This window comes from Ruegeria sp. O11 (assembly GCF_056535285.1).
Genome location: NZ_JBQERS010000001.1, coordinates 511,162 through 535,031, shown reverse-complemented (window position 1 = coordinate 535,031; position 23,870 = coordinate 511,162). Strand labels below are relative to the sequence as shown.

At 55.3% G+C, this 23,870-nt stretch carries 24 protein-coding genes; 13 read left to right on the top strand and 11 right to left on the bottom strand.

The features are described from left to right. The first annotated feature begins 213 nt into the window (after nucleotides 1–213). The 4 genes from ACRZ91_RS02650 to grxD all read left to right on the top strand — a co-directional run bounded on the left by ACRZ91_RS02650 (nucleotide 214) and on the right by grxD (nucleotide 5,792). Entirely contained in the window at nucleotides 214–2,451 is a 2,238-nt protein-coding gene (locus ACRZ91_RS02650) for a mechanosensitive ion channel domain-containing protein (protein ID WP_480902405.1), read from the top strand. A 190-nt stretch (nucleotides 2,452–2,641) separates the two neighbouring features. After that, nucleotides 2,642–4,801: a phosphoribosylformylglycinamidine synthase subunit PurL gene (gene purL / locus ACRZ91_RS02645; RefSeq protein ID WP_170469940.1), complete on the top strand. Its 2,160-nt coding sequence runs from the start codon at nucleotides 2,642–2,644 to the stop codon at nucleotides 4,799–4,801. A gap of 142 nt (nucleotides 4,802–4,943) precedes the next feature. Further along, nucleotides 4,944–5,180 (top strand): BolA family protein, encoded by a 237-nt coding sequence (locus ACRZ91_RS02640; RefSeq protein WP_010439863.1) that lies wholly within the window; start codon nucleotides 4,944–4,946, stop codon nucleotides 5,178–5,180. Nucleotides 5,181–5,429: 249 nt separating this feature from the next. Beyond that, nucleotides 5,430–5,792, top strand: coding sequence for a Grx4 family monothiol glutaredoxin (grxD, locus tag ACRZ91_RS02635; RefSeq protein ID WP_170539459.1), 363 nt, complete (start codon nucleotides 5,430–5,432; stop codon nucleotides 5,790–5,792). Between the two features lies 1 nt (nucleotide 5,793). Here grxD and ACRZ91_RS02630 read toward each other — a convergent pair whose 3' ends face one another. From ACRZ91_RS02630 to ACRZ91_RS02620, 3 genes are read right to left on the bottom strand one after another with little or no spacing between them, the layout of a single operon-like run. Continuing rightward, nucleotides 5,794–6,144: an MliC family protein gene (locus tag ACRZ91_RS02630; protein ID WP_480902402.1), complete on the bottom strand. Its 351-nt coding sequence runs from the start codon at nucleotides 6,142–6,144 to the stop codon at nucleotides 5,794–5,796. Next, nucleotides 6,144–6,536, bottom strand: coding sequence for a cell division protein ZapA (locus ACRZ91_RS02625; RefSeq protein ID WP_170469928.1), 393 nt, complete (start codon nucleotides 6,534–6,536; stop codon nucleotides 6,144–6,146). Before ACRZ91_RS02625 ends, ACRZ91_RS02630 begins: the two co-directional genes overlap by 1 nt. Then, a complete protein-coding gene (locus ACRZ91_RS02620; protein WP_480902400.1) occupies nucleotides 6,536–7,369 on the bottom strand; it encodes a hypothetical protein in 834 nt (277 codons plus the stop codon). The genes ACRZ91_RS02625 and ACRZ91_RS02620 overlap by 1 nt, the downstream gene beginning before the upstream one ends. Nucleotides 7,370–7,604: 235 nt before the next feature. Here ACRZ91_RS02620 and tkt point away from each other — a divergent pair, with 235 nt between their 5' ends. After that, entirely contained in the window at nucleotides 7,605–9,629 is a 2,025-nt protein-coding gene (tkt, locus tag ACRZ91_RS02615) for a transketolase (protein WP_480902398.1), read from the top strand. Between the two features lie 54 nt (nucleotides 9,630–9,683). Here the strand turns inward: tkt and ACRZ91_RS02610 are convergent, their stop codons facing one another. Next, nucleotides 9,684–10,094 carry a hypothetical protein gene (locus ACRZ91_RS02610; protein WP_480902396.1) on the bottom strand — a complete coding sequence of 137 codons (411 nt, stop codon included), beginning with the start codon at nucleotides 10,092–10,094 and terminating at the stop codon, nucleotides 9,684–9,686. A gap of 17 nt (nucleotides 10,095–10,111) precedes the next feature. Then, nucleotides 10,112–11,083 (bottom strand): DUF808 domain-containing protein, encoded by a 972-nt coding sequence (locus tag ACRZ91_RS02605; RefSeq protein WP_170770707.1) that lies wholly within the window; start codon nucleotides 11,081–11,083, stop codon nucleotides 10,112–10,114. Nucleotides 11,084–11,263: 180 nt separating this feature from the next. Between ACRZ91_RS02605 and gap (ACRZ91_RS02600) the strand changes: the two genes are divergently transcribed. The 3 genes from gap (ACRZ91_RS02600) to gap (ACRZ91_RS02590) all read left to right on the top strand — a co-directional run bounded on the left by gap (ACRZ91_RS02600) (nucleotide 11,264) and on the right by gap (ACRZ91_RS02590) (nucleotide 13,568). Beyond that, entirely contained in the window at nucleotides 11,264–12,265 is a 1,002-nt protein-coding gene (gene gap, locus ACRZ91_RS02600) for a type I glyceraldehyde-3-phosphate dehydrogenase (RefSeq protein WP_480902393.1), read from the top strand. Nucleotides 12,266–12,338: 73 nt separating this feature from the next. Continuing rightward, nucleotides 12,339–12,482 carry a hypothetical protein gene (locus ACRZ91_RS02595; protein WP_010439846.1) on the top strand — a complete coding sequence of 48 codons (144 nt, stop codon included), beginning with the start codon at nucleotides 12,339–12,341 and terminating at the stop codon, nucleotides 12,480–12,482. Between the two features lie 81 nt (nucleotides 12,483–12,563). Continuing rightward, nucleotides 12,564–13,568 carry a type I glyceraldehyde-3-phosphate dehydrogenase gene (gene gap, locus ACRZ91_RS02590; protein ID WP_480902389.1) on the top strand — a complete coding sequence of 335 codons (1,005 nt, stop codon included), beginning with the start codon at nucleotides 12,564–12,566 and terminating at the stop codon, nucleotides 13,566–13,568. Here gap (ACRZ91_RS02590) and coaD read toward each other — a convergent pair. The 3 genes from coaD to ACRZ91_RS02575 all read right to left on the bottom strand — a co-directional run bounded on the left by coaD (nucleotide 13,560) and on the right by ACRZ91_RS02575 (nucleotide 15,534). Next, a complete protein-coding gene (gene coaD, locus ACRZ91_RS02585) occupies nucleotides 13,560–14,051 on the bottom strand; it encodes a pantetheine-phosphate adenylyltransferase (RefSeq protein WP_480902387.1) in 492 nt (163 codons plus the stop codon). The two genes, gap (ACRZ91_RS02590) and coaD, sit on opposite strands and share 9 nt — an antisense overlap. 82 nt (nucleotides 14,052–14,133) lie before the next feature. Further along, nucleotides 14,134–14,571 carry a CBS domain-containing protein gene (locus ACRZ91_RS02580; RefSeq protein WP_010439840.1) on the bottom strand — a complete coding sequence of 146 codons (438 nt, stop codon included), beginning with the start codon at nucleotides 14,569–14,571 and terminating at the stop codon, nucleotides 14,134–14,136. A gap of 60 nt (nucleotides 14,572–14,631) precedes the next feature. Then, nucleotides 14,632–15,534 (bottom strand): LysR family transcriptional regulator, encoded by a 903-nt coding sequence (locus ACRZ91_RS02575; RefSeq protein ID WP_010439839.1) that lies wholly within the window; start codon nucleotides 15,532–15,534, stop codon nucleotides 14,632–14,634. Nucleotides 15,535–15,638: 104 nt separating this feature from the next. Here ACRZ91_RS02575 and ACRZ91_RS02570 point away from each other — a divergent pair, with 104 nt between their 5' ends. Together ACRZ91_RS02570 and ACRZ91_RS02565 are read left to right on the top strand one after the other, a co-directional pair. Next, complete coding sequence (locus ACRZ91_RS02570; RefSeq protein ID WP_039535334.1) at nucleotides 15,639–17,138, top strand: CoA-acylating methylmalonate-semialdehyde dehydrogenase; 1,500 nt, start codon at nucleotides 15,639–15,641, stop codon at nucleotides 17,136–17,138. 188 nt (nucleotides 17,139–17,326) lie between these two features. Further along, complete coding sequence (locus tag ACRZ91_RS02565) at nucleotides 17,327–17,926, top strand: L,D-transpeptidase (protein WP_170539434.1); 600 nt, start codon at nucleotides 17,327–17,329, stop codon at nucleotides 17,924–17,926. 78 nt (nucleotides 17,927–18,004) lie between these two features. Here ACRZ91_RS02565 and ACRZ91_RS02560 read toward each other — a convergent pair whose 3' ends face one another. Further along, nucleotides 18,005–18,481 (bottom strand): fasciclin domain-containing protein, encoded by a 477-nt coding sequence (locus tag ACRZ91_RS02560; protein ID WP_010439833.1) that lies wholly within the window; start codon nucleotides 18,479–18,481, stop codon nucleotides 18,005–18,007. A gap of 71 nt (nucleotides 18,482–18,552) precedes the next feature. Further along, nucleotides 18,553–19,404, bottom strand: coding sequence for a class I SAM-dependent methyltransferase (locus ACRZ91_RS02555; protein ID WP_480902383.1), 852 nt, complete (start codon nucleotides 19,402–19,404; stop codon nucleotides 18,553–18,555). Nucleotides 19,405–19,538: 134 nt separating this feature from the next. On the opposite strand from ACRZ91_RS02555, the gene ACRZ91_RS02550 reads away from it, so the two are divergent. Next, nucleotides 19,539–20,654, top strand: a complete 1,116-nt coding sequence (locus tag ACRZ91_RS02550; RefSeq protein WP_480651138.1) for a carboxylate-amine ligase — start codon at nucleotides 19,539–19,541, stop codon at nucleotides 20,652–20,654. Between the two features lie 2 nt (nucleotides 20,655–20,656). Here the strand turns inward: ACRZ91_RS02550 and ACRZ91_RS02545 are convergent, their stop codons facing one another. Continuing rightward, nucleotides 20,657–21,517 (bottom strand): hypothetical protein, encoded by an 861-nt coding sequence (locus ACRZ91_RS02545; RefSeq protein WP_480902381.1) that lies wholly within the window; start codon nucleotides 21,515–21,517, stop codon nucleotides 20,657–20,659. A 160-nt stretch (nucleotides 21,518–21,677) separates the two neighbouring features. On the opposite strand from ACRZ91_RS02545, the gene ACRZ91_RS02540 reads away from it, so the two are divergent. Together ACRZ91_RS02540 and ACRZ91_RS02535 are read left to right on the top strand one after the other, a co-directional pair. Continuing rightward, on the top strand, nucleotides 21,678–22,820 hold the full coding sequence (locus ACRZ91_RS02540) for an acyl-CoA dehydrogenase family protein (protein WP_480902379.1): 1,143 nt from the start codon (nucleotides 21,678–21,680) through the stop codon (nucleotides 22,818–22,820). A 7-nt stretch (nucleotides 22,821–22,827) separates the two neighbouring features. After that, nucleotides 22,828–23,868 (top strand): enoyl-CoA hydratase/isomerase family protein, encoded by a 1,041-nt coding sequence (locus ACRZ91_RS02535; RefSeq protein WP_480902377.1) that lies wholly within the window; start codon nucleotides 22,828–22,830, stop codon nucleotides 23,866–23,868. Nucleotides 23,869–23,870 lie beyond the last annotated feature (2 nt).

The following is a 23,870-nucleotide window of genomic DNA, read 5'->3' as shown; positions in this document are numbered from 1 at the left end:
CGTTAACAAACTGATCCCTAAATGAGCAATTGAAGGCGATGATGCTGTAACGCTCATCATCTTCATACCTCCCTGTTGGACTACGGCCGAGCTTAGTGCTCGGCCTTTTTTTTGGCCTTATGTTCGGCAATTCTCAGGAAAGCACTGGGAAAATTGACTATGCGAGCCTATGATCCCGAAAAAACACTTAAAATCGTGTTCGAGGGCTAATTCATGTTCCATTCATTGCGCCTATTGTTGGCGATGATTTCAGTCTTGTTTCTGGCGGTGCCGCTGCACGCACAAGACACAAGCACAACTTCTACGGTTACGATCCCCCAGGATCTAACGCCTGAGCAAGTCGATGATCTGGTTGCGCGTATGTCTGATGACCAGGTACGGGCGATCTTGCTTGAACGCCTTGATGCAGTTGCCGAAAAACATGCCGCAGAGAAGGAAGGTCACGAAGATCCGCTGACTGAACTGAACGAGATCTGGGCGGAAATGGTTACCTCCTGGACGCAAGTTCTATCGACAGTTCCCAATATTGTCAGTGCGCAAATAAAATCGTTCAGCAATTTTGCGGATAAATTCAACGAAACCGGAGTCTTTACCCTGATCGGGCTAGTGCTATCGGTCCTACTGGTTGGATATGTAGCAGAAAAGCTGTTCAGCATACTAACCCGTCGCTGGTCAAAGGCATCCGAAGTCGGAGATGAAGCTGACCTTTGGGGAGCCGTGCAGTACCTATTCCGCCGGTTTTGCCGCGAAATTGCCGGTCTCATCGTATTTTACGTGGTTATCCGCGCGCTTGGTCGCGCATTACTAACCCCCGAACAAATCACGTTTGCCGCGCCATTCGTATTCTTCTTGATTTGGGTCCCACGTCTTGGGGCGGCTGTTTCGCGATTTGTACTCGCGCCGCAAAAACCTCAATACCGATTGGTGAATATTGATGACCACTGGGCTAAATACCTGCACAGAAATCTGATTGGCCTTCTGATCCTGATCGGATTCACGCTGTTTGTTGTCCGCTTCAATGCGCTCAACGGAATTACTCCAAACGAGACGCGCATCGGCTTTTGGCTGAATGCGGCAATCCACATCTATATCGGTATAATCGCCTGGACTGCACGCGAAGGACTGTCGCAGATGATGCTGGGCACAGACCCGGATCGCACCAAGTTTGATGAGGAGGTCGCGCATTATTACCCCTACTTCGCCATTGGCGTGTCGGTGGTGATCTGGTTGCTCGTTGAATTCCTCGTAGCACAGCGTAATCCGGCAATCTTGCGCGTGATTGGAACCGGGGCGCATTTCACCACTATGTTCTGGCTGCTGATCGCACCAGCGCTCGATACTTTGATACGTGGATTGGTCCGCCATCTGCAGCCGCCGCTATCAGGTGAAGGACCTTTGGCGGAACGCGCCTATCGGTCGGCCAAGCGCAGTTATATCCGGATTGGGCGGGTTATTGCGGGACTGTTCGTGGTCCTGATGATTTCGCGTGCCTGGCAACTTGACCTTCGCCATGTCGCATCAGCTGGCATCGGAGCAGAAGTCGGTGGCGCGGTCATCCAGTTCCTGCTGATAATCGCAGTCGGCTACATCTTGAACGAGATTGTCTCGCTCTGGATCAATCGTCGTCTGGCGAAAGAACAAACTGCTGCGGAAGAGCTGGATGAAGAAGCTGGCGGCGAAGGTGGCGGTGCTGGTGGTTCGCGACTGGCAACGGTTCTGCCTTTGCTGCGGATCACTGCACAGGTCACAATCTGCGTCATCTTCGGCCTGCTGGCGTTGAGTGCGCTTGGGATCAACATTACACCACTACTAGCCGGTGCTGGTGTTCTGGGTCTGGCTATTGGATTTGGCGCGCAAAAACTGGTGGCCGATATCGTAGGTGGTATTTTCTTCCTGATCGATGACGCCTTCCGTGTCGGCGAATATGTCGATGTCGGCGGTACGATGGGAACGGTCGAAAAGATCTCGATCCGATCCATGCAATTGCGCCACCATCGCGGGCCCGTTCACACGATCCCATATGGCGAGATTCAAAAGCTGACCAATTTCAGCCGCGACTGGGTCATCATGAAGCTCAAGTTCACTGTGCCTTTCGATACCGATCCCAATAAGGTCAAAAAGATCTTCAAGAAGATCGGTGCCGAGATGATGCAGGACGAAACTCATAAAGATGGGTTCCTGCAGCCGTTCAAATCTCAGGGTGTGTTCGACTTTGATGATGTCGGTATGATCATCCGAGGCAAGTTCATGGCCAAGCCTGGCAAGCAGTTCACGCTGCGGAAGGAAATCTTTAATCGCGTGAAAGCAGAGTTCAACGCCAATGGCATCGACTTCGCCCGCCGAGAGGTGCGCGTTGCGATACCTGGCAGCGAGAATATGACTGAAGAACAAAAAGCAGCCGCCGGTGCAGCTGCAGCTGATGCCGTCAACAAAGGTCAGAACCCGGCCTAAATCGGTAGGATTGGCGCTGGGATTTTACAGCGCCAATCTATAAGCCAACCTCCAGATGTGCGGAATCGGCGGCATTGTCGGTTCCGCATTTTCTTTTCTAAATGGCCCTGCGGTGACTTGACCCTTCCCACGGAAGCGCCCTTGCCCTAAAAGGCCCGCAATCTCGGCCACTATGGACACAGGACAGAAGATGCAAGAGCCCGCCATCACCCCGGATCTGATTGCTGCACACGGGCTCAAGCCCGAGGAATACGACATGATCCTCGAGATCATCGGGCGCGAGCCAACATTCACCGAACTTGGCATTTTCTCGGCTATGTGGAACGAGCATTGTTCATATAAGTCCTCGAAGAAATGGCTACGCACACTGCCCACCTCCGGCCCACAAGTTATCTGCGGCCCTGGTGAGAACGCTGGCGTGGTTGATATTGGAGACGGTCAGGCCGTGGTGTTCAAAATGGAAAGCCACAACCACCCCTCCTACATTGAGCCCTATCAGGGTGCCGCGACCGGCGTTGGTGGTATTTTGCGGGATGTCTTTACCATGGGCGCGCGCCCCATCGCCTCAATGAATGCGCTGTCCTTTGGTGAGCCCGGCCACCACAAAACCCGTCAGCTTGTAAATGGCGTGGTTGAAGGCATCGGCGGCTACGGTAACTGCTTCGGTGTGCCTTGCGTTGGTGGCGAAGTTCGGTTCCATCCAGCCTATAACGGCAACTGCCTTGTGAACGCCTTTGCCGCAGGTCTGGCCGACAGTGACAAGATTTTCTATTCGGCGGCCTCGGGTGTCGGTATGCCTGTTGTTTATCTAGGCGCTAAAACCGGACGCGATGGTGTGGGCGGTGCGACTATGGCTTCGGCGGAATTCGACGACACCATCGAAGAAAAACGCCCGACTGTTCAGGTCGGCGACCCCTTCACTGAGAAACGCTTGATGGAAGCCACGCTGGAACTGATGCAGACCGGCGCCGTGATCTCCATTCAGGATATGGGCGCAGCGGGGCTGACCTGTTCGGCCGTTGAGATGGGAGACAAGGGTGGCCTCGGCGTTCGCCTTGATCTGGAGAATGTCCCTCAGCGCGAAGAGAACATGACCGCGTACGAAATGATGTTGTCTGAGTCTCAGGAGCGGATGCTGATGGTCCTCAAACCTGAGCTTGAAGCCGAAGCCCGTGCGGTTTTCGAGAAATGGGATCTGGATTTTGCCATAGTTGGTGAAACGATCGCCGAAGACCGGTTCCTGATCATGCACAACGGCGAAGTCAAAGCAGACCTCGTCCTTTCCAAACTGTCTTCAACGGCACCCGAGTACGACCGCCCATGGGAACCAACGCCCAACGCGGAAGAGCTGACAGATGTGCCCCAGATCGACCCTGTTGATGGCCTTCGCGCCCTGCTCTCTTCGCCGAACTACGCAGGCAAGCAATGGGTGTACGAACAGTATGACACCATGGTCATGGCCGACAGCTCCCGCACGCCTGGCCTGGGTGCTGGGATGGTGCGCGTGCACGGTACTGACAAGGTGCTGGCGTTCACCAGCGACGTGACCCCGCGCTATGTCCGCGCAAACCCTGTTGAGGGCGGCAAACAGGCCGTAGCCGAAGCCTACCGCAACCTGACTGCCGTGGGCGCCAAGCCGCTGGCCACCACTGACAATCTGAATTTCGGCAATCCCGAAAAGCCTGAGATCATGGGCCAGTTTGTAGGGGCAATCCAAGGTATCGGAGCCGCAGTCGGAGCCTTGGACATGCCCATCGTTTCCGGCAACGTGTCGCTATATAACGAGACTGATGGGCAGGCGATCCTGCCAACTCCCACGATTGGGGCCGTGGGCCTGCTGCAAACTGCCGATGAAATCATCGGCAACGAGGTTCGTGAAGGCCATGTCGCTCTGGTTATCGGCGAAACCCAAGGCCATCTGGGCCAGTCGGCCCTGCTGGCCGAAGTCTTCAACCGCGAAGACGGGGACGCCCCACATGTCGATCTGGACGCTGAACAGCGCAACGGAGAGTTCATTCGCGCCAATCGTGAAATGATCAAAGCCTGCACCGATCTGGGTGACGGTGGCCTTGCCCTAGCCGCTTTTGAACTAGCCGAGGCTGCTGGTGTCGGCGTCTGCCTCGACGATGCCTCGACCGAGTTCCTGTTCGGAGAAGATCAGGCGCGCTATCTGGTCGCCTGTAACTTTGATCAGGCCGAAGCATTGATGATCGCAGCTGGTCAGGCCGGTGTTCCCCTAGTGTCAGTCGGACGTTTCAGTGGGGATAGTGTCAAAATCGGCAGCTCCGAAGTCTCGCTTGCCGAGCTGGCGGATACGTTCCGCAGCAGCTTTGCCGAAGCCGTTGCCTAGTCAATCTCTGTTCTGGTGCGATCAAACAGATTTCTTGCGCGTGTCGGCGCGCAGGAATTGTTGTTGAACGGAACCGGCCCCATCTTGCACGCCCCGTCTCATCGCTCTACATCTTGGGAAAGACCTTCAGGAGTAAACCTACATGCCGATGAGCGCCCACGAAATTGAAACTCTGCTACGCGAGAGCTTTCCAGATGCGGAAATCCAGGTTGGTGGCAGCGATGGCGTGCACATGTCTGCCATGGTCGTGGATGAAAGCTTTCGCGGTAAGAACCGCGTTCAGCAACAACGTGCTGTTTATGCCGCGTTGAAAGGCAAGATGGATGGCCCGGATGGAGAGTTGCACGCGCTGGCGCTGACCACGAAAGTACCGGAGTAATATGGAGCACGCGATTGTAATCTCATTTACATTCACCGTCTTTGTTGTGTTGATCGCGCTCATAGCTTGGAACCATTCAAAGGCGGGACGTAATACAAGACGAGGATCGCCACCTGGACAGGGAGAACACCTCCTGCATTCCTCCTACAATTCACATGACGGTGCAATTAGCTCGGCGCAGACCCATATTCCGAAGAATCCTCAAGACTACGCCAAAGCAATAATGCCGAAGAGCAAAGGAAACACCAAATGACCGACGTGAAAACCCAGATCGACGAAACCGTCAAAGCCAATGACGTGGTGCTGTATATGAAAGGTACCAAAGAGATGCCGCAGTGCGGGTTCTCGTCGCGCGTCGCTGGTGTATTGAACTACATGGGTGTCGAATATACCGACGTGAATGTTTTGGCGGACGACTCTGTCCGTCAGGGCATCAAGGATTATTCAGACTGGCCAACTGTGCCCCAGCTTTTCGTCAAAGGCGAGTTTGTCGGCGGCTGCGACATCATCACCGAGATGACCCTTTCGGGAGAGCTGGATACTTTGTTTGAAGAAAACAATGTCGGCTACGACAAAGATGCAGCCGACAAAATCCGTGAAGCAAACGCCTAATTCACCGGCTAGAGCAGTCCTTGAACAAGACACGTTCGGGGGCTGTGCTGCCTTGGGCCTGATGGCTGATCGTAGCTTCCCAGCCTTTGGATCGAAGGGTGTATGTCCCTGCCCCGTCTACAGATTCGTAGCGAATACCTGATCCGCTTTGAACCTGTTTCAGCGCAATTAACTGATCCTCAATCAGCATCGCGGCAGCACCCGATCCATCTGCGGCGTTGAAATAGGACACTGGCACCTGCGTGTTGCTCTCGCAGTTAAATGTCACAGACAGTATATCGATCTCGGCCAAACCTGCCGTAGCGTACAAAGACAATACCGCGGCCCCTGCTGCCGTTCGAACAAAGCCCATCAGGCGTTCCTTTCCTCGATCACCGCAGCCAGCGCTTCTGCACGCGCGGCCATCTCCGCCAATGTGTCTGTTACCGAAGGCGGCACCACTGCAACTTCAATTCGCTCGGGCTCGGGCAGAGGTTGACTACGCAGGCGATTCAACTCGGCTTCGGCTTCCACAAGCTTTGCTTCGGCCAGCTTCAGGCGATCTTCGTGCGCTGCAGCTTTGTCGGCCAACATTAGTCCGGCCATCAACAACATGCGCGATTCAGGCATGCGTCCGATCTGGTCCGACAATACCTGTGCTTCATCATCCAAAAGCTTGGCCGCGGCCTGCAGAAAGGGTTCTTCACCGTCCTGGCACGAGACATCAAATCCTCGTCCACCGATATGAATGGTCACCTCGGGCATTATTCAACCTCTCCTTCAGCCAGATTGGCATGGGTCAACAACGGTTCGAGCCGGGCCAGAACCGCGTGTGCTTCGGCCGCGTCCGAGGCTCTTGCGGCACGCGTTGCCTCCAACTCTGCAGCAGTTGCGCGATTCAGCATGTCTGCATCGGTCACGCCCTCTTCTGCAGCGGCGCGCAATTCATCCACTGTTCCACGCAACTGTTCGTTTGCCTTGCGCAACCGTTGCAAATCGTCATCCAGTCGCGACATCGCCGCGCCATGGCTGGCACGCTCTGCACGCAGCATTTCAAGCTCGGCGTTCAGTTCGGTCAGCCGCTCGCTATCGACCAATTCAGCGCGCAGACGGGACAGCTCTGCCTCCATCTCTTCGGCGCGATCTGCGATGGGGGTCAATTGCTCGACCTCGGCCCGCAACGACTCGGCTTCTTCTGCGGCATTTTCCATGGATCGCAGGGTTTCGATTTCGGCTTTCAGCGAATTTACTTCGTCGCTGTTATCCAGAGCGGCCTTGGCCTCGGCTAACTCTGCGCGCGCGGCCTCGACCGTTGCAAGCTTTGCGGTCGCCTCGGCCAATTGATCACGCAGTGCAGCAACTTCTTCTCCTGATCCCGCCTGCTCCCGGAGTGCATCAACCTCAAGAGCGTGCCTTTCTATGAGCGATTTCAGCCGCTCTTCCAACTGCGCATTGGCCAACCGCTCTTCTTCAAGTTCTGATCGTAATGCAGCACCATTATCGGCCGCGGGCTCAGCGTCCTGCAGTGCCTCGACTCCGGTGCCGATCCGCTCCATCGCAGTAATGATACGGCGTTGTAATTCTTCGATCTGACTCATGCCCCTGTCACCTCTTTATCAAGGTTCGTTCTGCTATACGCCTGTCCGAATCAAAAGCGGCGGCTCTCTGCACTAGTCTAACGGAAAGTAACAGAAAATACCCACTGTTTGGTTTCAATCACTTGCACACCGCTCTTGAAGCGCCAGTTCGGCGCAGAACCCGGTTCTGCTTGCACTTTGTCAGACGGATGGTATTCAGCGCTAAATCTGCCCGTAACCCAAAGGAATAACGCCCGTGGACCTGACTGCGCTGCGCAATGCCAACCCCGAACACTGGGACAAGGCTGCGGCCATCCGCACCCTGACCCTCGACGCCGTCGCCGCCGCCAATTCCGGCCATTCCGGTATGCCAATGGGCATGGCCGATGTTGCGACTGTATTGTTCGAAAAGCACCTAAAATTTGACGCCTCTGCCCCGAATTGGCCGGATCGTGACCGGTTCATCCTGTCGGCGGGCCACGGTTCGATGCTGGTCTATTCGCTGCTTTACCTGACTGGTCATGGCGACGTTACGCTGGAAGAAATCAAAAACTTCCGCCAGTTGGGTGCCAAAACAGCCGGCCACCCCGAGAACTTCCTGATAGACGGTGTCGAAACCACCACTGGCCCTCTGGGTCAGGGCATCTCGAACGCTGTGGGCTTTGCCATGGCTGAGGAAATCCAGCGCGCGCATTACGGCAAGAAGATCGTTGATCACTACACTTATGTGATTGCGGGCGACGGCTGCCTGATGGAAGGCGTTAGCCAAGAGGCGATCACCCTGGCTGGCCGACACGAACTGAGCAAGCTGATCGTCTTCTGGGACAACAACAACATCACCATCGACGGCACCGTTGATATCGCCGACCGCACCGATCAGGTGCGCCGTTTTGCGGCTTCGGGCTGGCATGTGCTTGAGATTGACGGTCATGACCCCAAGGCCATCGACGACGCCATAGTGCGGGCGAAAAAGTCGAACAAGCCGACAATGATCGCCTGCGAGAGCCACATCGCACTTGGCCACGCGGCGCAGGATACTTCGAAAGGCCACGGCGCACTGACCGATCAGGATCAGTTGAAGGCGGCCAAAGACGGCTATGGCTGGCCGCATGATGCGTTTGTCATCCCCACAGAGGTCAAAGCCGCATGGGAAGCTATCGGTACACGTGGTGCGGCCGAGCGCGCTGCATGGGAAGGGCGTTTCGCGCAAATCTCCGAGCGTAAGCAGGCGGAATTCAACCGTGCCTATGCGTTTGAAGCGCCGAAGAAACTGGCTGGTGCCATCCGGTCATTCAAGAAACAGATGTCGGAAGAGCAGCCAAAGCTGGCCACCCGAGCGTCGTCCGAAAAGGTTCTGAACGTGGTGAACCCGATCATGCCAGAAACCATTGGTGGTTCGGCTGACCTGACTGGTTCAAACAATACCAAATCGGCGGATATGGGCGTTTTCCTGCCGGAAAACCGCAAAGGCCGCTACATCCACTATGGTATCCGTGAACACGGCATGGCCGCTGCGATGAACGGTATGGCTCTGCACGGGGGCATCCGCCCCTATGGCGGCACCTTCATGGCTTTCACTGACTATGCCCGCCCTTCCATGCGTCTGGCTGCCTTGATGAAGGTGCCTACGGTCTTTGTGATGACACATGACTCGATTGGCCTGGGCGAAGACGGCCCGACCCACCAGCCGGTGGAACATCTGGCGATTTCGCGCGCAACGCCAAACACCTATGTCTTCCGCCCCGCTGACACTGTTGAGACTGCCGAAGCTTGGGAACTGGCACTTACCTTCAAAGACAGCCCCTCGGTCCTGTCGCTGACCCGTCAGGGCGTGCCAACAGTGCGGACCGAGCACAAAGGTAAAAACCTGACCTCACAAGGCGCATACGTGCTCGCTGACGCAGAAGCCAAACGTCAGGCAATCCTGATCGCTACCGGATCCGAGGTCTCGCTGGCCATGGAAGCCAAAGCGATGCTGGAGGCCGAGGGCATCGGCACCCGCGTCGTATCAATGCCCTGCATGGAGTTGTTTGCCGAACAGGATGAATCCTATCGCAAACGCGTCCTACCTGCCGGCGCTGTCCGCGTTGGCATCGAGGCCGCCGTACGCGCTGGAGGATGGGACCGCTGGTTGCTGGGTGAACGTGGCCGCGAAGCCAAAGCTGGGTATATTGGCATGTCGAGCTTTGGTGCATCGGCCCCGGCAGGTGAGCTTTACAAACACTTTGGCATTACCGCTGAAGCGACCGTCGCGAAGGTAAAAGAACTGCTGGGGCTGTAAGCAGTCGACTCAACAGTTGTAGATACAAAGGGCGGCTTTCTAGGCCGCCCTTTCTTATTTTGGCTGGCCCAATTTCGCCCTTAACACCTCATATGCCAATTTCGCAAAGTCCAATCGCAGTTCGTACCGTTCCGCTGGCACGATCCCTCCGGGTACGTTTTGCCCTGCCCAAGACAAAACTTGCCGCACATGCGTTCCATAAAGCGGAATGAAGTGCGCAGATTGACCCGTAAGCAGGTTGAACATTCGCCCGCCTGCCCACTTGGCACGTTCGGCAGCTTTGTCCGCCGTATCGATCCGAAAATGCAGAACCCGATACAGTGCGTTCGGTTCAAAGGGCATTTGTTCCGCACCAAGGTTCATGGCAGCCAATGCCGCTGCTTTACGTTTGGCAGCGAGCCTCCTCAACTTAAACCGGGTGCGGACTTGAACCGGTCGAAAGGCTGGTAAATGACTAAGATCCATCACCTCACGCCTTAGATTCAGTGAACTCCAGGCTTATTTGAAAACCTCCCGATCATCGGCGCAATGACCTTCGTCGCCAACGGTATTAACACAAATCCCCAAGCCAAACCGAACACCCCATCCATTGTCGCTTTTGCGATCCATTCGGCGGCTTTTTCCCATTGGGCAGGCACTGCGTGTCCTACCGCATAAGCCCAGTCATGAATATGATGGCCCAACCAGCCAAAGCCCAGAACCTCCATCCCGTGGATGATAATCGATCCTCCGACCCAGAGCATCGCGGCAGTTCCAACGATTGAAAGTGTCTTCATCACGCCGGGCATGGCTTTGACCAAGCCCCGACCAAGACCTCGGCCTACGGGCGTCGGTGCGTTCTTAGCCAGATACAACCCGACATCATCCATCTTCACTATCAGCGCAACCGAACCGTAAACTGCCAGAGTCACACCCAACCCAACCACCGCAAGCGTCGCAGCCTGCATCCAGATGTTGGGCGCTTCGATAGCCGCCAATGCAATGGTCATGATCTCGGCGGACAGAATGAAATCGGTCTTGATTGCCCCCTTGACCTTCTGCTCTTCCAAATGCCCTGGGTCGCGGTTTTTCATGTCTTCTTCGATGACGTGACTGCCATGCGGGAATAAGACATGAAAGATCTTCTCGGCACCCTCAAAACATAGATACGAGCCGCCTATCATCAACAAAGGCGTAATCAGCCATGGCGCAAAGTTCGCCAACAGCAGTGCCACGGGCAACAGCAAGACAATCTTGTTGAAAACCGATCCGCGAGCGATGCGCCAGATGATGGGTAATTCTCGTGCCGGCGCGAACCCCTGCACGTATTTAGGAGTTACCGCCGCGTCGTCGATTATTACACCGGCAGTCTTGGCCCCGGCCTTGCCAGCCGCCGCTACGACATCGTCCACTGATGACGCTGCAACCTTTGCAATGCCTGCCACATCATCCAACAGGGCCAACAGACCACTCATCGCGCATCCTCTTGTTTATCCGCTGTTGCCGACACTACCTGATCCAACCCTTAGCGCAAGCGTTAGCGCAACCGGCACAGGTTTGCGCTAACACCTTAAAAATATGCCATTTTTACCCTTTTGAGATTCGGTTTTCACGGCTATATGGCCAGCAACACAAGCGCAGTTTGGAGACGTCGGATGACCATCAAGGTCGGTATCAATGGTTTTGGCCGCATCGGCCGCTGTACACTGTCGCACATCGCCGCATCGGCGCGTAACGACATCGAAGTGATCAAGGTCAACGCCACTGGCCCGCTGGAAACATCGGCACATCTGCTGAAATATGACAGCATTCACGGCCGTTTCCCGCGCGAAGTGTCTGTCGAAGGCAACACCATGGATCTGGGCCGTGGCCCGATGGAAATGTTCTCGACCTATGACATGAACGAGCTTGACTGGGAAGGCTGCGATGTCGTCCTGGAATGTACTGGCAAATTCAATGACGGGCTAAAGGCAAAGACGCACCTAGATCGCGGCGCTGGTAAGGTGCTGCTTTCGGCGCCAGGTAAGAATGTCAATAAGACAATTGTGTTTGGCGTAAACCACAACACCCTGACTGCAAACGACAATATGGTGTCCAACGGCTCCTGCACGACCAACTGCCTTGCCCCGCTTGCCAAAGTTCTGGATGAAGGCATCGGTATCGAGCATGGCATCATGACCACGATCCACGCTTATACCGGCGACCAGCCCACTCTGGACCGTCGTCACAGCGACCTGTATCGCGCGCGCGCAGCGGCGATGTCGATGATCCCGACCACAACCGGTGCTGCGGCAGCACTGGGTGAAGTTTTGCCCAATCTCAAAGGACGACTGGACGGTTCAGCCATCCGTGTACCAACGCCAAATGTATCGGCCGTCGACCTGTCATTCCGCGCATCGCGCGACGTGACCGTAGAAGAAGTTAACGCAATCGTTGAAGAAGCCGCCAAGGGCCCGATGCAGCGGGTTCTGGGCTATGAGCCTGCGCCGCTGGTCTCGACCGATTTCAACCACACCGAAGAGAGCTCGATCTTCGCGCCAGACCAGACCCGCGTCGTTGACAACCGTATGGTGCGTGTGCTGGCATGGTATGACAACGAATGGGGCTTCTCGGTGCGTATGGCGGATGTTGCCGTTGCGATGGGCCACCTTAACTGACCCTTCGCACATCGCTTGTACCTTGATGCCCGCTCAGGTTATCTGAGCGGGCATTTTCGTTCAGGGCGCAGAAATGACAAATCAAATCGCTATTTGGCTTGGAATCCTAATTCTAGGCGGTCTGATGCTGGACGTTGCACTATTCGGCACCGAACACCTGCTGTTCCTAGGTAAGAAGCTCTACGATTTCCTGGATTGGCTCGCCTTCTGGCGATGACAGAGGTTTTGCTTGACTTTCGCGCCAATCTAGCTTTGTTAGCGCTAACCATCAATCGACCAAATTCTGACGGAGCGCATTATGACACTCAAGCTGGCAATAAACGGATTTGGACGGATCGGACGAGGCGTATTGCGAGCCGTCATGGAATCCGGACGCACCGATGTTGAAATCGTCGCTATTAACGATCTGGCAAAGCCGGAAATGAACGCTCATCTGTTTGAATTCGACAGTGTGCATGGCCGTTATCCCAACCAGGTAACGCTCAGCGATTCCGGCCTGGACGTCGGTGCCGGACCAATCCGCTTGACCAGTGAGCGTGATCCCGAAGCACTGGATTGGTCAGATGTGGATGTTGTTCTGGAATGCACTGGAGTTTTCAGGACCCGTGAAGCAGCCGAGCGGCACCTGAAAAACGGATCAAAGAAAGTATTGATTTCTGCCCCTGCCCGCGGCGATGGCGGTGTGAAGACCGTCGTCTTTGGCGTAAACGATCATGAGCTGACCGCTGACGATATCGTTGTCTCGAACGCCTCGTGCACCACCAACTGCCTGTCGCCCGTGGCCGCAGCACTGGACGCAGGGCTTGGCATCAAGCACGGCAATATGACAACCGTTCATGCCTACACGGCGAGCCAACCGGTTCATGACACAGCTGGGAAAGACCCCTACCTGTCGCGCGCAGCAGCACTGTCGATGATTCCCACGACAACCGGCGCGGCGTCTGCAGTGGGTCTGGTTTTGCCACAACTGGCCGGAAAGTTGACCGGGCAAGCCATTCGCGTGCCTACGCCCAATGTCTCAGTTGTTGACCTGGTCGCCGAAGTATCACGCCCAACAACCGAAGAGGAGGTCAATGCCCTCTTCGTAGAAGCCGCCGCGAAAGTCCCCGGCGTTTTGGCAGCCGAGAATCGCCCGCTGGTATCGATCGATTTCAACCACGACTCACACAGCTCAACTATTTCGCTGGCTGAAACCAAAGTAACCGACGGCACGCTGGTGCGCGTACTCGCTTGGTACGACAATGAGTGGGGCTTCTCGAACCGAATGCTGGACACGGCCGCCGCGATGGGTGCCCTAGCCTAAACGCTCACGCAGAGCTTCATTGACGCGGGGCGTGACGAATTTCGACACGTCCCCATTCAACCTGGCAATTTCTTTAACCAGTTTCGAGGCAATGGCCTGATGCCGAGCCTCGGCCATTAGGAAGACCGTTTCAATTGAGTCGTCCAGCGCGCGGTTCATGCCAACCATCTGGAATTCATACTCGAAATCCGCGACCGCGCGCAGACCGCGCACAATGATTTGCGCCCCGGCATCTCGTGCACAATCGATCAGCAGGTTTTCAAATGGGTGCGCTACGATTTCGGTTCCGGTCTGTTCGGTGAGAAGCGCACACTCGGCTTCGATCATCGCGACTCGTTCTTCCAAAGAAAACAGAGGGCCCTTGTCGCGGTTGATAGCGACACCAATCACAAGCTTATCCACCAATGCAGCGGCACGGCGAATGATGTCGATATGGCCCAATGTGATTGGGTCAAAGGTACCGGGATATAATCCAACCCGCATAGGGCTCTCCAGCGCAACAAAATTTCTGCGCAAGCAAACATAACTTTGCCGCAGGTGCAAGAGGCTGAAACAGCCTCCGCGTTCAGTGGCCCATGATCATGCCTTCAAGCGCGTCTTTTTCCATAGCAAGTTCAGCCAGTTGCGCCTTGACCGCATCGCCCAGCGTTACGATTCCGACCAGTTTGCCCTCTTCCAGAACAGGCATATGGCGAAATCGACCTTCCGTCATTTGTGAAAGGATGGATTCGACCGAGTCCTGCTGGCTGGCTGTTACAAGCTTCTTGGTCATGTAGGTACTGACCGGCTTGTCCAGACACCCGCTACCACTGGCCGCCAGCTCGCGCACGATATCACGTTCGGACAGGATGCCCGAAGCCGTCTGTCCGCCATCTTCGGAAACGATCACAGTACCGATCCGATTCTCTGCCAGAATTGCGGCGGCCTGCGAGACCGACGCCGATGGTTCGACCGTCACTACGCCGCTGCCAGCTTTGGACTTGAGAATGGCCTGAACGAGCATCTGCAAAAACCTCCGGAATAACGTACTGTTTTCTAAGCGTTGCCGGAATGTCTGAAGGTGTCAAGGTGAAGCTTCGGCTTCCAGCCGCGCTACTTCGTCCCGCAGGCCACGTGTTAGTGCTTCGGCAAACCGATTCAACCGCTCATTGCGCTGGTCACCCTGATGGCGGACCAGATAGAACCCCCGGGTCAGACTTACCTGATCCGTCAGTATTTTTTGCAATCCCCGGTGGAACGGCAATGTAAAATCATGCGCAACACAAACCCCGGTGCCCAGCGACACCTGCCGCAACTGAACTGAGACCGAGTTTGATGCAAGCGCGACACGCTCAACACCAATATCGTTGAGGTAGTCAAGTTCCCGATCGAAGATCATGTCCGGGATATAGCCGATCATCCTGTGCCCTTTCAGATCCTCAATGGATCTAATTTCAGCGTGGCGATTCAGGTAATCTTTCGTGGCGACCATGTGCAGCCGATAATCGGATATCTTTTGAACCAGCAATTGCCCGGCAGTGGGCGCACTGACAGTGACCGCCATATCGGCCTCTCGCCGGGATAGGTTGATAATGCGCGGTAACGCCAAAATCTGAATATCGAGGTCAGGATTCGCATCGCTGATCTTGGCGCAGACCTGCGGCAAAAGGTAATTGGCACTTCCATCCGGCGCACCAATTCTGATCTGACCACTCAGCGACTTGGCGGAACCCGACATGACACCTGTCGCCGCGCGCATAGCCTCTTCTGCCTGTAGCCCATGCTCCATGAGACGCTGTCCCGCAGTCGTCAACACATAGCCCTGCTGTGATTTCGTGAACAACACAGCGTCCAAAGCCGCTTCCAATCGCGCGATTCTGCGACCGACAGTCGCGGGGTCTATCTTAAGAACCCGCCCAGCCCCTGAAAGGCTTTCGTCGCGAGCAACTGCCAGGAAAACCCGCAAATCATCCCAATTCGGCGTCATGCCCTACCCTTTGCATTTTTGCAAAACTGATTTGGAATATTGCCTCTGTTCAGGTGATTTTCGCAAGTCTATTCTGCGCGCAACCTAATCCGGAGGAATTTGCCATGCAGAACCTGACCCATTTCATCAACGGCGAACATGTCGCCGGTACATCTGGCCGCTTTGACGATGTGTTCAACCCGGCAACGGGCGAAGTGCAGTATCAATGCCCGATGGCAAGTGTTGCCGAGACCACCGCAGCGATTGAGGACGCCGCCGCAGCTCAGGTCGCTTGGGGCGCGACCAACCCGCAGAAACGCGCGCGCGTCATGATGGCGATGGTTGGCTTGATGAACCGCGACATGGACAAACTGGCCGAGGCGCTCAGCCGTGAACATGGCAAGACCATTCCCGATGCGAAGGGTGACTTGCAGCGTGGTCTGGAAGTGATCGAATATTGCATCGGCGCGCCCCAGATGCTGAAAGGTGAATTCACCGACAGCGCGGGCCCGGGCATCGATATGTATTCGATGCGTCAGCCGCTGGGTGTGGTCGCCTCGATCATGCCGTTCAACTTCCCTGCGATGATGCCGCTGTGGCATGTCGGCCCTGCTCTGGCCTGCGGCAACGCAGTTGTTCTGAAACCGTCTGAGCGTGACCCATCTGTTCCATTGATGCTGGCTGAACTGTTTGTCGAAGCTGGTCTGCCCAAAGGCGTGTTCCAGGTTGTAAACGGCGACAAAGAGGCCGTGGATACCCTGCTCGACAGTGAGATCATTCAGGGCGTGTCGTTCGTGGGTTCAACCCCGATCGCGCAGTACATCTATGCTCGTGCAACCGCCAACGGCAAACGCGCGCAGTGCTTCGGTGGCGCCAAGAACCACATGATCGTTATGCCTGACGCCGATCTGGATCAGGCCGCTGATGCGCTGGTCGGTGCTGGCTTCGGCGCAGCTGGCGAACGCTGCATGGCAATCTCGGTCGCTGTACCGGTTGGCGAAGAAACCGCAGACGCACTGATCGAAAAACTGATCCCGCGTGTCGAAAAGCTGAAAGTCGGCCCCTACACAGCCGGCGACGATGTTGACATGGGTCCGGTTGTTACTGCTGCCGCGAAAGAGCGAATTCTTGGTCTGATCAACTCGGGTGTTGAGCAAGGCGCGAAGCTGGTTGTCGACAACCGTGACTTCAGCCTGCAGGGTTATGAGGACGGTTTCTTTGTCGGCCCGCACCTGTTCGACAACGTAACGCCCGACATGGACATCTATAAGCAAGAGATCTTTGGCCCGGTCCTGTCGACCGTCCGCGCGGGTTCTTATGAAGAAGCGCTGAAACTGGCGATGGATCATGAATACGGCAACGGCACCGCGATCTTCACCCGCGACGGCGACACCGCACGTGATTTCGCCAGCCGGATCAATATCGGCATGGTCGGCATCAACGTGCCGATCCCGGTTCCTCTTGCGTATCACACTTTCGGTGGCTGGAAGAAGTCCATGTTCGGTGACCTAAACCAGCACGGCCCGGACAGCTTCAAGTTCTACTCGCGCACCAAGACCGTCACATCGCGCTGGCCGTCGGGTATCAAGGAAGGCGGCGAGTTCAACTTCAAAGCCATGGACTGATCTGTTAGTTCATTAATCGGGAAGCCCGGCCTAACCCAGGCCGGGCTTCTTTCGTTTTGGGCCTGTTCTCGCTGGTTCAGACACTTCACAAGAAATTCAGAGACCCACCTCTGGAAAAATCTGGCAATCACCAATATTTTATCGGCGATTCAACTAATCGAGCAGTTCGTATCTTTCCGGAGGCAACCATGTCACAAAATCGCTTGACCCGTCGCCATGCCCTGTTGGCCGCCGCATCTCTGATTGCGACACCAGCCATCCTACGCGCCCAAAGCATCGATGCTTTCCCGCAGGATGAAGAAGCGATCAGCACACAATTACCCGTCCGTCGCAATGTGTCGTCATTCTCGCAGCAGAATTGGCAGGATCACTTTGACGAACTGGGCGTCGGTGCGTTGCTGGCCGATATCACCAGCCGGGCTGTGCATTACTGGGGACCCGATGGGACCTATAAACTCTATCCCAGCTCTGTCCCGATGAGCGAAGAGCTCACCAAGCGCGGATATACCAAAGTCACGCGCAAGTCGGAAAACCCAAGCTGGACTCCAACTGCATCAATGCGCGAACGCGATCCGTCGTTGCCGGTTCGCATGGAGGGTGGCGAACCCGGGAACCCGTTGGGGACCCGCGCTATGTATCTTGGCTGGCCTGCCTATTTGGTTCATGGCACCCACGATACCCGCAAGATCGGACGCCAAAGCTCGTCCGGCTGTATCGGTCTTTATAACCAACATGTGGAAGAGCTGTATCCTCTGGTGAAGGTCGGCACTCAGGTACGTTTGGTTTAAACGGCAAATTTCTATCAGGAATTCAAAAAGCCCCGTCCTTCAGGAACGGGGCTTTTTACGATTGTGGAAGTGGTAGGTTTATTCGGGGATAATCACTTCATCTACAACGTGAATGACGCCGTTACTGGCTTCGATATCAGCCTGCACAACTTCGGCTCCGTTAACTTTCACACCATTCTTTGCGTTCACGCTTAGACGATCGCCTTGTACGGTCAGAACCTTTGCTCGTTTCCCAGCGATGTCACCAGACATCACTTTGGCTGGCACAACATGATAGGTCAGGATCGCTACCAACTGGTCTTTGTTTTCTGGTAGAAGAAGAGTTTCAACCGTGCCTTCGGGCAGAGCGGCAAAAGCCTCGTCTGTGGGTGCAAACACAGTGAATGGACCATCGCCTTTCAACGTATCAACCAAACCAGCGGCCTGAACGGCAGCAACCAGAGTGTTGAACGACCCGGCGGCGACTGCCGTATCGACGATATCTGCGGCCTGTGCTTTGACGGGTAGTGCAAGTGCAAATGCGGCGGCAGCGCCCATGAATGTGCGACGGAACATGGCTGTTAACTCCTCTCCAGCTTGTTATGCAGAGGATTACGGGCCTTTTCGCAAACCGGATCACATGTTGATCATTTTTCTTTGAGCTGCACCCATATGCTCTGCGCGCGACCGTCTTTCAGAAACGGTAATGCCTCCACCGCGTCGGGGCGTTCCTGTTGCAAATAATATCCGGGCCAAAGCATTGAATAGAAGCCAGATTGCAGCAAGGCGTGCAGCATGTATTGCTCGCCCCAACCCGGACAATCATAGAAGAACCGCTTAGGATATTCGTAAGGCAGAAAAACATCGTGGACGTGGATGACAACGCCCGGTTTCAGCGCCGGAATGATCCGACAGAATAAATGAGCCACGTCATTGCTTATCCGAACCACGTGGCTTGAATCGATGAAAAGAACGTCTCCGGCTTCAAGCTGTTCGAATATTGCGGGATCGACCTCTTCCAGTCGCTTTTGTTCGAACTGATCGACGACATGAGCGATATCGGCACGCGGATACGGATCAATTGCGGTGATGGTCGTATCCAAGCCTCCGTCGATTATCGCTTGGCGCGTCACGCGGGTTGAGTTTCCGCAGCCGACCTCGATCAGGCGTTTTGGCTGAAAGCGGCGGATCATCAGATAAAGCGCATCCGCATCCGGGCTATCATAATACCCATTGTTGGTTACATAACCTGTCTGATTGCGCGCAGGATCTTTTAGCGCCGCAAGATCGTCGGCGTGTCGCGTGTACGCGTCCACCAACTGTGTGATATCGAACTCTTCCATCCCCGGTGAAAGGGCATATGCAGGGCGGGTCAGCCCCCCTGCCCGCTCAAAGGCTTCAAGCCGCGCCCGTTCATCCTGTTCCGTGACCTTGTCGATCAGCTTCACTCCTAACTCGTCCAGAGCAGCGTTGATCTGTGGAAATTTTCTGGGTTTCACGAGGATGGCTCCATTCTACGTTGCGCCTTTCCTTACCTTTGCTCGCGGCACCTCTGCAAGAACCCTTGAGCCAAACCCTTGGCAAAAGAGAAAATTCCGTATTCACTGATTGGAATTGAACGACGAGGACCGCCATGCAGCAGGAATTCACGTTAGGCATCGAGGAAGAGTATCTGCTGGTTGATCGCGACAGCATGCAGCTTGCGCATGCCCCGACCGCGTTGATCGAAGCTTGTCAAAGTGATTTCGAAGGTCAGGTCAGCCCCGAATTTCTGCAATGCCAGATTGAAGTCGGAACCCGCCCGCACGCCACCATCAAATCCGCCCGAGAAGACCTAAAGCGGTTGCGGTCCTGTGTCTCAAAGCGCGCGGCTGAATACAATATGGCACCAATCGCGGTTTCCTGCCATCCATTCGCAAACTGGAAAGATCAGCATCATACAAGAAGAGAGCGCTATGACGCATTGCAGCACGCTCTTGGCGGCGTTGCACGCCGAATGCTGATCTGCGGGATGCACGTGCATGTGGGGATCGAAAACCAGGCCCTGCGCGCCGATCTGATGCCACAGCTGTCTTACTTTCTGCCGCATCTCCTGGCTTTGTCTACTTCGTCACCTTACTGGAACGGCGAGGATACGGGCCTATCCTCCTATCGGTTGACCGTATTCGATAACTTGCCCAGAACCGGTTTACCTCCGGTATTCAGTAGTTGGGGCGAATATGAACGTACAACCGGAGTTTTGGTCGAACTCGGGGTGATCGAAGATACCTCAAAAATCTGGTGGGACCTGCGCCCTTCGCATCGTTTTCCAACGCTCGAAACCCGGATCATGGATGTCCAGCCCCGGCTGGAACACACATTGTCTTTGGCGGCTTTGGCGCAAGCCTTGACCCGGATGTTATGCCGTCTGAAAGCGCGCAATCTACGTTGGCGGCAATATGACAAGTTCCTGATCGGCGAAAATCGCTGGCGAGCGCAACGCTATGGCGTTGGCGAAGGGCTGATTGATTTCGGGGATCGCTCGATCAAGCCGATGGCCGAACTGATGGGTGAACTCATGGGTATGCTGGCTGAAGATACGGAAGCGCTCGGCACGATGACCGAGATTGCACGTCTAAGGCACATTGCCGAGACAGGCACTTCTTCAACCCGCCAACGTCGCGTCCATGCCGAGGCTGTCGCGCGCGGAGATGATCCGGGGAAAGCCGTGGTTAGCCATCTGATCGAAGAGTTTCACGCTGATTTGTAGTTTCAGACTGCGGCCAGTATATCCTTAATCCGTTCAGCCACCGGCTCGTACAGGTCCCGGTCTGTCCAATATCCGTTGTGCGAGAACGGGTTCCAAGACGTAAATATTTTGCCCGCATTGATTGGTTTGTCTTTCAAGGCTCTGCTTTGTGCCAGCTGCGCATAGCTCGGCGCGCTTTTGCCCAACGGAAACCCAAGAACATCGTGACGATCATAGTAGTTGTGCCACCATGTCGTAAACCGGAGCGCGGGTGGAAGCTCGCGATTAGGAGCCATAATCGGGAATATCTCATTCTCGGGATACGCGAACAAGAAGATCGGAATATTGCATCCGAAGGTCACGATCCCCGCGACTGTTTTCATGTTTTCTACATGTGTCGGATGAACCGGTGATCCACCCTGCCGCAGATGCCTCTGCATGTCGTAGATATAGTTGGACATTATGTGCCCACCCAGTGAATGGGCCAGTATCAGGACGGGGCCGTCATGGCCTACCTGATGTTTGACCACACCCATCACATTCTCGATTTTCTTGTGGATCGCATCATAGATTTTGTCACCGTCATCCGGCGTCGGGCGATACGAGGCAGCATCGGACAAGTTACACACAACAAACTCGCGCAGCTTGTCATAGCCCAAACTACGGTTGATCCTGCGCAGATAATCTTTCTGCCGCCCCTGCAGGATTTGAGCCCAAACAACCTCATGCCAGATCACATGGCTCATATCGGCTCCGATCCGGTTCGCGACGCGCCGCTTCAGTCCTTTCGAAAATGTTGGGGTTGTCGATGCAGGTTGCCCTTGGGGTCTGTATTGGCTTCCCATTCCGTGAATGGCGATCACGGCCATTTTGTGAGACGGCATCAGAATACTCCATAAAATCGATCTTTTGAATTTCCTCAGTATAGCGCAGGCAAGTAATTCTCCCAAACCCGTCCGCAGCGTTTGCCGCCGTTGAAAAATTTCTGTAAGGATTGAAGAATAAAACGCTTGTTCAATTCTGCAGTATACAGGGACCACCGCCATGGATTTCGCGTTGACCGAAGAACAGACGGCCATTTTTGATATGGCCTATGCCTTTGGCCAGGAACATATCGCCCCATTCGCGCGCCAATGGGAAGCTGACGGCACGATCCCGAAAGATCTTTGGCCCAAGATCGGCGAACTTGGATTTGGCGCCCTCTACGTCTCGGAAGAAGGTGGCGGATCAGGCCTGAGCCGCCTTGATGCGACGCTGGTGTTCGAAGCCCTGTCGATGGCATGCCCCTCGGTCGCGGCTTTCCTGTCGATCCACAACATGTGCGCCAAAATGCTGGACAGCTTTGCCAGTGATGATCTGAAATCGCGCATCATGCCTGACATTCTCAGCCTTGAGACGGTGCTCAGCTATTGCCTGACGGAACCTGGTTCCGGCTCAGACGCAGCCGCTTTGAAAACCCGGGCGGAACGCACGAACGAGGGATACACCCTGAACGGCTCTAAGGCTTTCATCTCGGGCGGCGGTTATTCGGATGCCTATGTCTGCATGGTCCGCACGGGTGAGGATGGTCCCAAGGGAATTTCGACAGTCTATGTCGAAGACGGGACCCCCGGCCTTAGCTTTGGCGCTCTGGAGCAGAAAATGGGCTGGAAAAGCCAACCCACCGCGCAGGTCCAGTTTGATGACTGTAAGATCCCCGCGGGAAACTTGGTCGGTGCAGAAGGCGACGGATTCAAATACGCCATGATGGGGTTGGATGGCGGACGCCTGAACATCGCTTCATGCTCATTAGGTGCAGCGCAGAATGGATTGGATTTGACGCTGCAATACATGTCCGAGCGCAAAGCATTCGGCCAATCCATCGATCAGTTCCAAGCGCTGCAGTTCCGCCTCGCCGATATGGAGATCGAATTGCAGGCCGCCCGCACCTTCCTACGGCAAGCTGCGTGGAAACTGGATCAAGGTGCGCCTGATGCCACCAAATTCTGCGCCATGGCCAAGAAGTTCGTCACCGAGACCGGATCGAAGGTGGTTGACCAGTGCCTGCAATTGCATGGCGGCTACGGTTATCTGGCCGACTATGGCATCGAAAAGCTTGTGCGCGATCTGCGCGTGCACCAGATACTTGAAGGCACCAACGAGATTATGCGCGTCATCGTTGCACGGCAAATGCTGGCGAACGGCTGAGGGTCCAATGGCTGACATCGACATACGTACTGTAGGGCGCGCCGGGCGCATCACGTTAACTCGCCCAAAGGCCCTGAATGCACTTAGCTATGAGATGTGCATGGCCATCGACACCGCTCTCCGGAGTTGGCGTGAGGATGATGCAGTCGATTTGATCATTTTTGACGCCGAGGGTGAAAAGGCTTTTTGTGCCGGTGGCGATATTGCAGAGCTATACGCAACTGGCACCAATGGCGATTACGATTACGGCCGTACCTTCTGGCGCGACGAATATCGGATGAATGCCATAATCTTTGAATACCCCAAACCTGTGATCAGCTTTCTGCAAGGCTTCACCATGGGCGGCGGTGTTGGCATCGGCTGCCATGGCAGTCATCGCGTTGTTGGTGAAAGCTCGCAAATTGCAATGCCGGAGTGTTCGATCGGTCTGGTCCCTGATGTGGGCGGAACACTGATGTTGGCGCTGGCGCCAGGGCGTCTAGGCGAGTATTTGGGATTAACCGGCTACCGAATGGGCCCCGATGACGCAATCTTTGCTGGCTTCGCGGATCATTTCATTCCGCAAGACCGCTGGGCGGGCCTTATCGAAATGCTGGAAGCTTCCGGTCGTGCAGAATTTGTTGAAGAGCACACTGAAACTCTCCCGAAAGGCAAACTGGCCGAGCTCCAACCACAGATCGACGCGTTTTTCGGCGGAGAAAGCCTGACCGATATCCTGAACATCCTGCGTAGCGACGGCCAGGAATTCTCGTCGAAAGTTCTCAATGGCCTCAAACGAAATGCTCCGATTTCGATGGCCTGTTGCATCGAAATGCTGCATCGGTTGCGCGGACCGAATTTGACCCTGCGCAAGGCATTGGAGATGGAGTATCGCTTTACCTATCGCGCGATGGAACACGGAGATTTTCTGGAAGGCATTCGTGCACAGATTATAGACAAGGATCGCAATCCAAACTGGCAATTTGCAGATATGAACGTACCTGCGGCAGCAGTCTCGAATATGTTGCAACCATTAGGTGAGAAGGCGCTGACCTTTTCAGAGGAGTAAGG

Coding starts and splice junctions, on each gene's coding strand:
- ACRZ91_RS02565 (WP_170539434.1), top strand. CDS start 17,327: ATGTCACAAAATCGCTTGACCCGTCGCCATGCCCTGTTGGCCGCCGCA.
- ACRZ91_RS02620 (WP_480902400.1), bottom strand. CDS start 7,369: ATGAGTCAGATCGAAGAATTACAACGCCGTATCATTACTGCGATGGAG.
- ACRZ91_RS02580 (WP_010439840.1), bottom strand. CDS start 14,571: ATGCTCGTTCAGGCCATTCTCAAGTCCAAAGCTGGCAGCGGCGTAGTG.
- ACRZ91_RS02610 (WP_480902396.1), bottom strand. CDS start 10,094: ATGGATCTTAGTCATTTACCAGCCTTTCGACCGGTTCAAGTCCGCACC.
- purL (WP_170469940.1), top strand. CDS start 2,642: ATGCAAGAGCCCGCCATCACCCCGGATCTGATTGCTGCACACGGGCTC.
- ACRZ91_RS02605 (WP_170770707.1), bottom strand. CDS start 11,083: ATGAGTGGTCTGTTGGCCCTGTTGGATGATGTGGCAGGCATTGCAAAG.
- ACRZ91_RS02545 (WP_480902381.1), bottom strand. CDS start 21,517: ATGCCGTCTCACAAAATGGCCGTGATCGCCATTCACGGAATGGGAAGC.
- ACRZ91_RS02570 (WP_039535334.1), top strand. CDS start 15,639: ATGCAGAACCTGACCCATTTCATCAACGGCGAACATGTCGCCGGTACA.
- gap (WP_480902393.1), top strand. CDS start 11,264: ATGACCATCAAGGTCGGTATCAATGGTTTTGGCCGCATCGGCCGCTGT.
- ACRZ91_RS02595 (WP_010439846.1), top strand. CDS start 12,339: ATGACAAATCAAATCGCTATTTGGCTTGGAATCCTAATTCTAGGCGGT.
- grxD (WP_170539459.1), top strand. CDS start 5,430: ATGACCGACGTGAAAACCCAGATCGACGAAACCGTCAAAGCCAATGAC.
- ACRZ91_RS02560 (WP_010439833.1), bottom strand. CDS start 18,481: ATGTTCCGTCGCACATTCATGGGCGCTGCCGCCGCATTTGCACTTGCA.
- ACRZ91_RS02535 (WP_480902377.1), top strand. CDS start 22,828: ATGGCTGACATCGACATACGTACTGTAGGGCGCGCCGGGCGCATCACG.
- ACRZ91_RS02650 (WP_480902405.1), top strand. CDS start 214: ATGTTCCATTCATTGCGCCTATTGTTGGCGATGATTTCAGTCTTGTTT.
- ACRZ91_RS02550 (WP_480651138.1), top strand. CDS start 19,539: ATGCAGCAGGAATTCACGTTAGGCATCGAGGAAGAGTATCTGCTGGTT.
- ACRZ91_RS02575 (WP_010439839.1), bottom strand. CDS start 15,534: ATGACGCCGAATTGGGATGATTTGCGGGTTTTCCTGGCAGTTGCTCGC.
- ACRZ91_RS02540 (WP_480902379.1), top strand. CDS start 21,678: ATGGATTTCGCGTTGACCGAAGAACAGACGGCCATTTTTGATATGGCC.
- ACRZ91_RS02625 (WP_170469928.1), bottom strand. CDS start 6,536: ATGCCCGAGGTGACCATTCATATCGGTGGACGAGGATTTGATGTCTCG.
- ACRZ91_RS02630 (WP_480902402.1), bottom strand. CDS start 6,144: ATGGGCTTTGTTCGAACGGCAGCAGGGGCCGCGGTATTGTCTTTGTAC.
- ACRZ91_RS02640 (WP_010439863.1), top strand. CDS start 4,944: ATGCCGATGAGCGCCCACGAAATTGAAACTCTGCTACGCGAGAGCTTT.
- gap (WP_480902389.1), top strand. CDS start 12,564: ATGACACTCAAGCTGGCAATAAACGGATTTGGACGGATCGGACGAGGC.
- coaD (WP_480902387.1), bottom strand. CDS start 14,051: ATGCGGGTTGGATTATATCCCGGTACCTTTGACCCAATCACATTGGGC.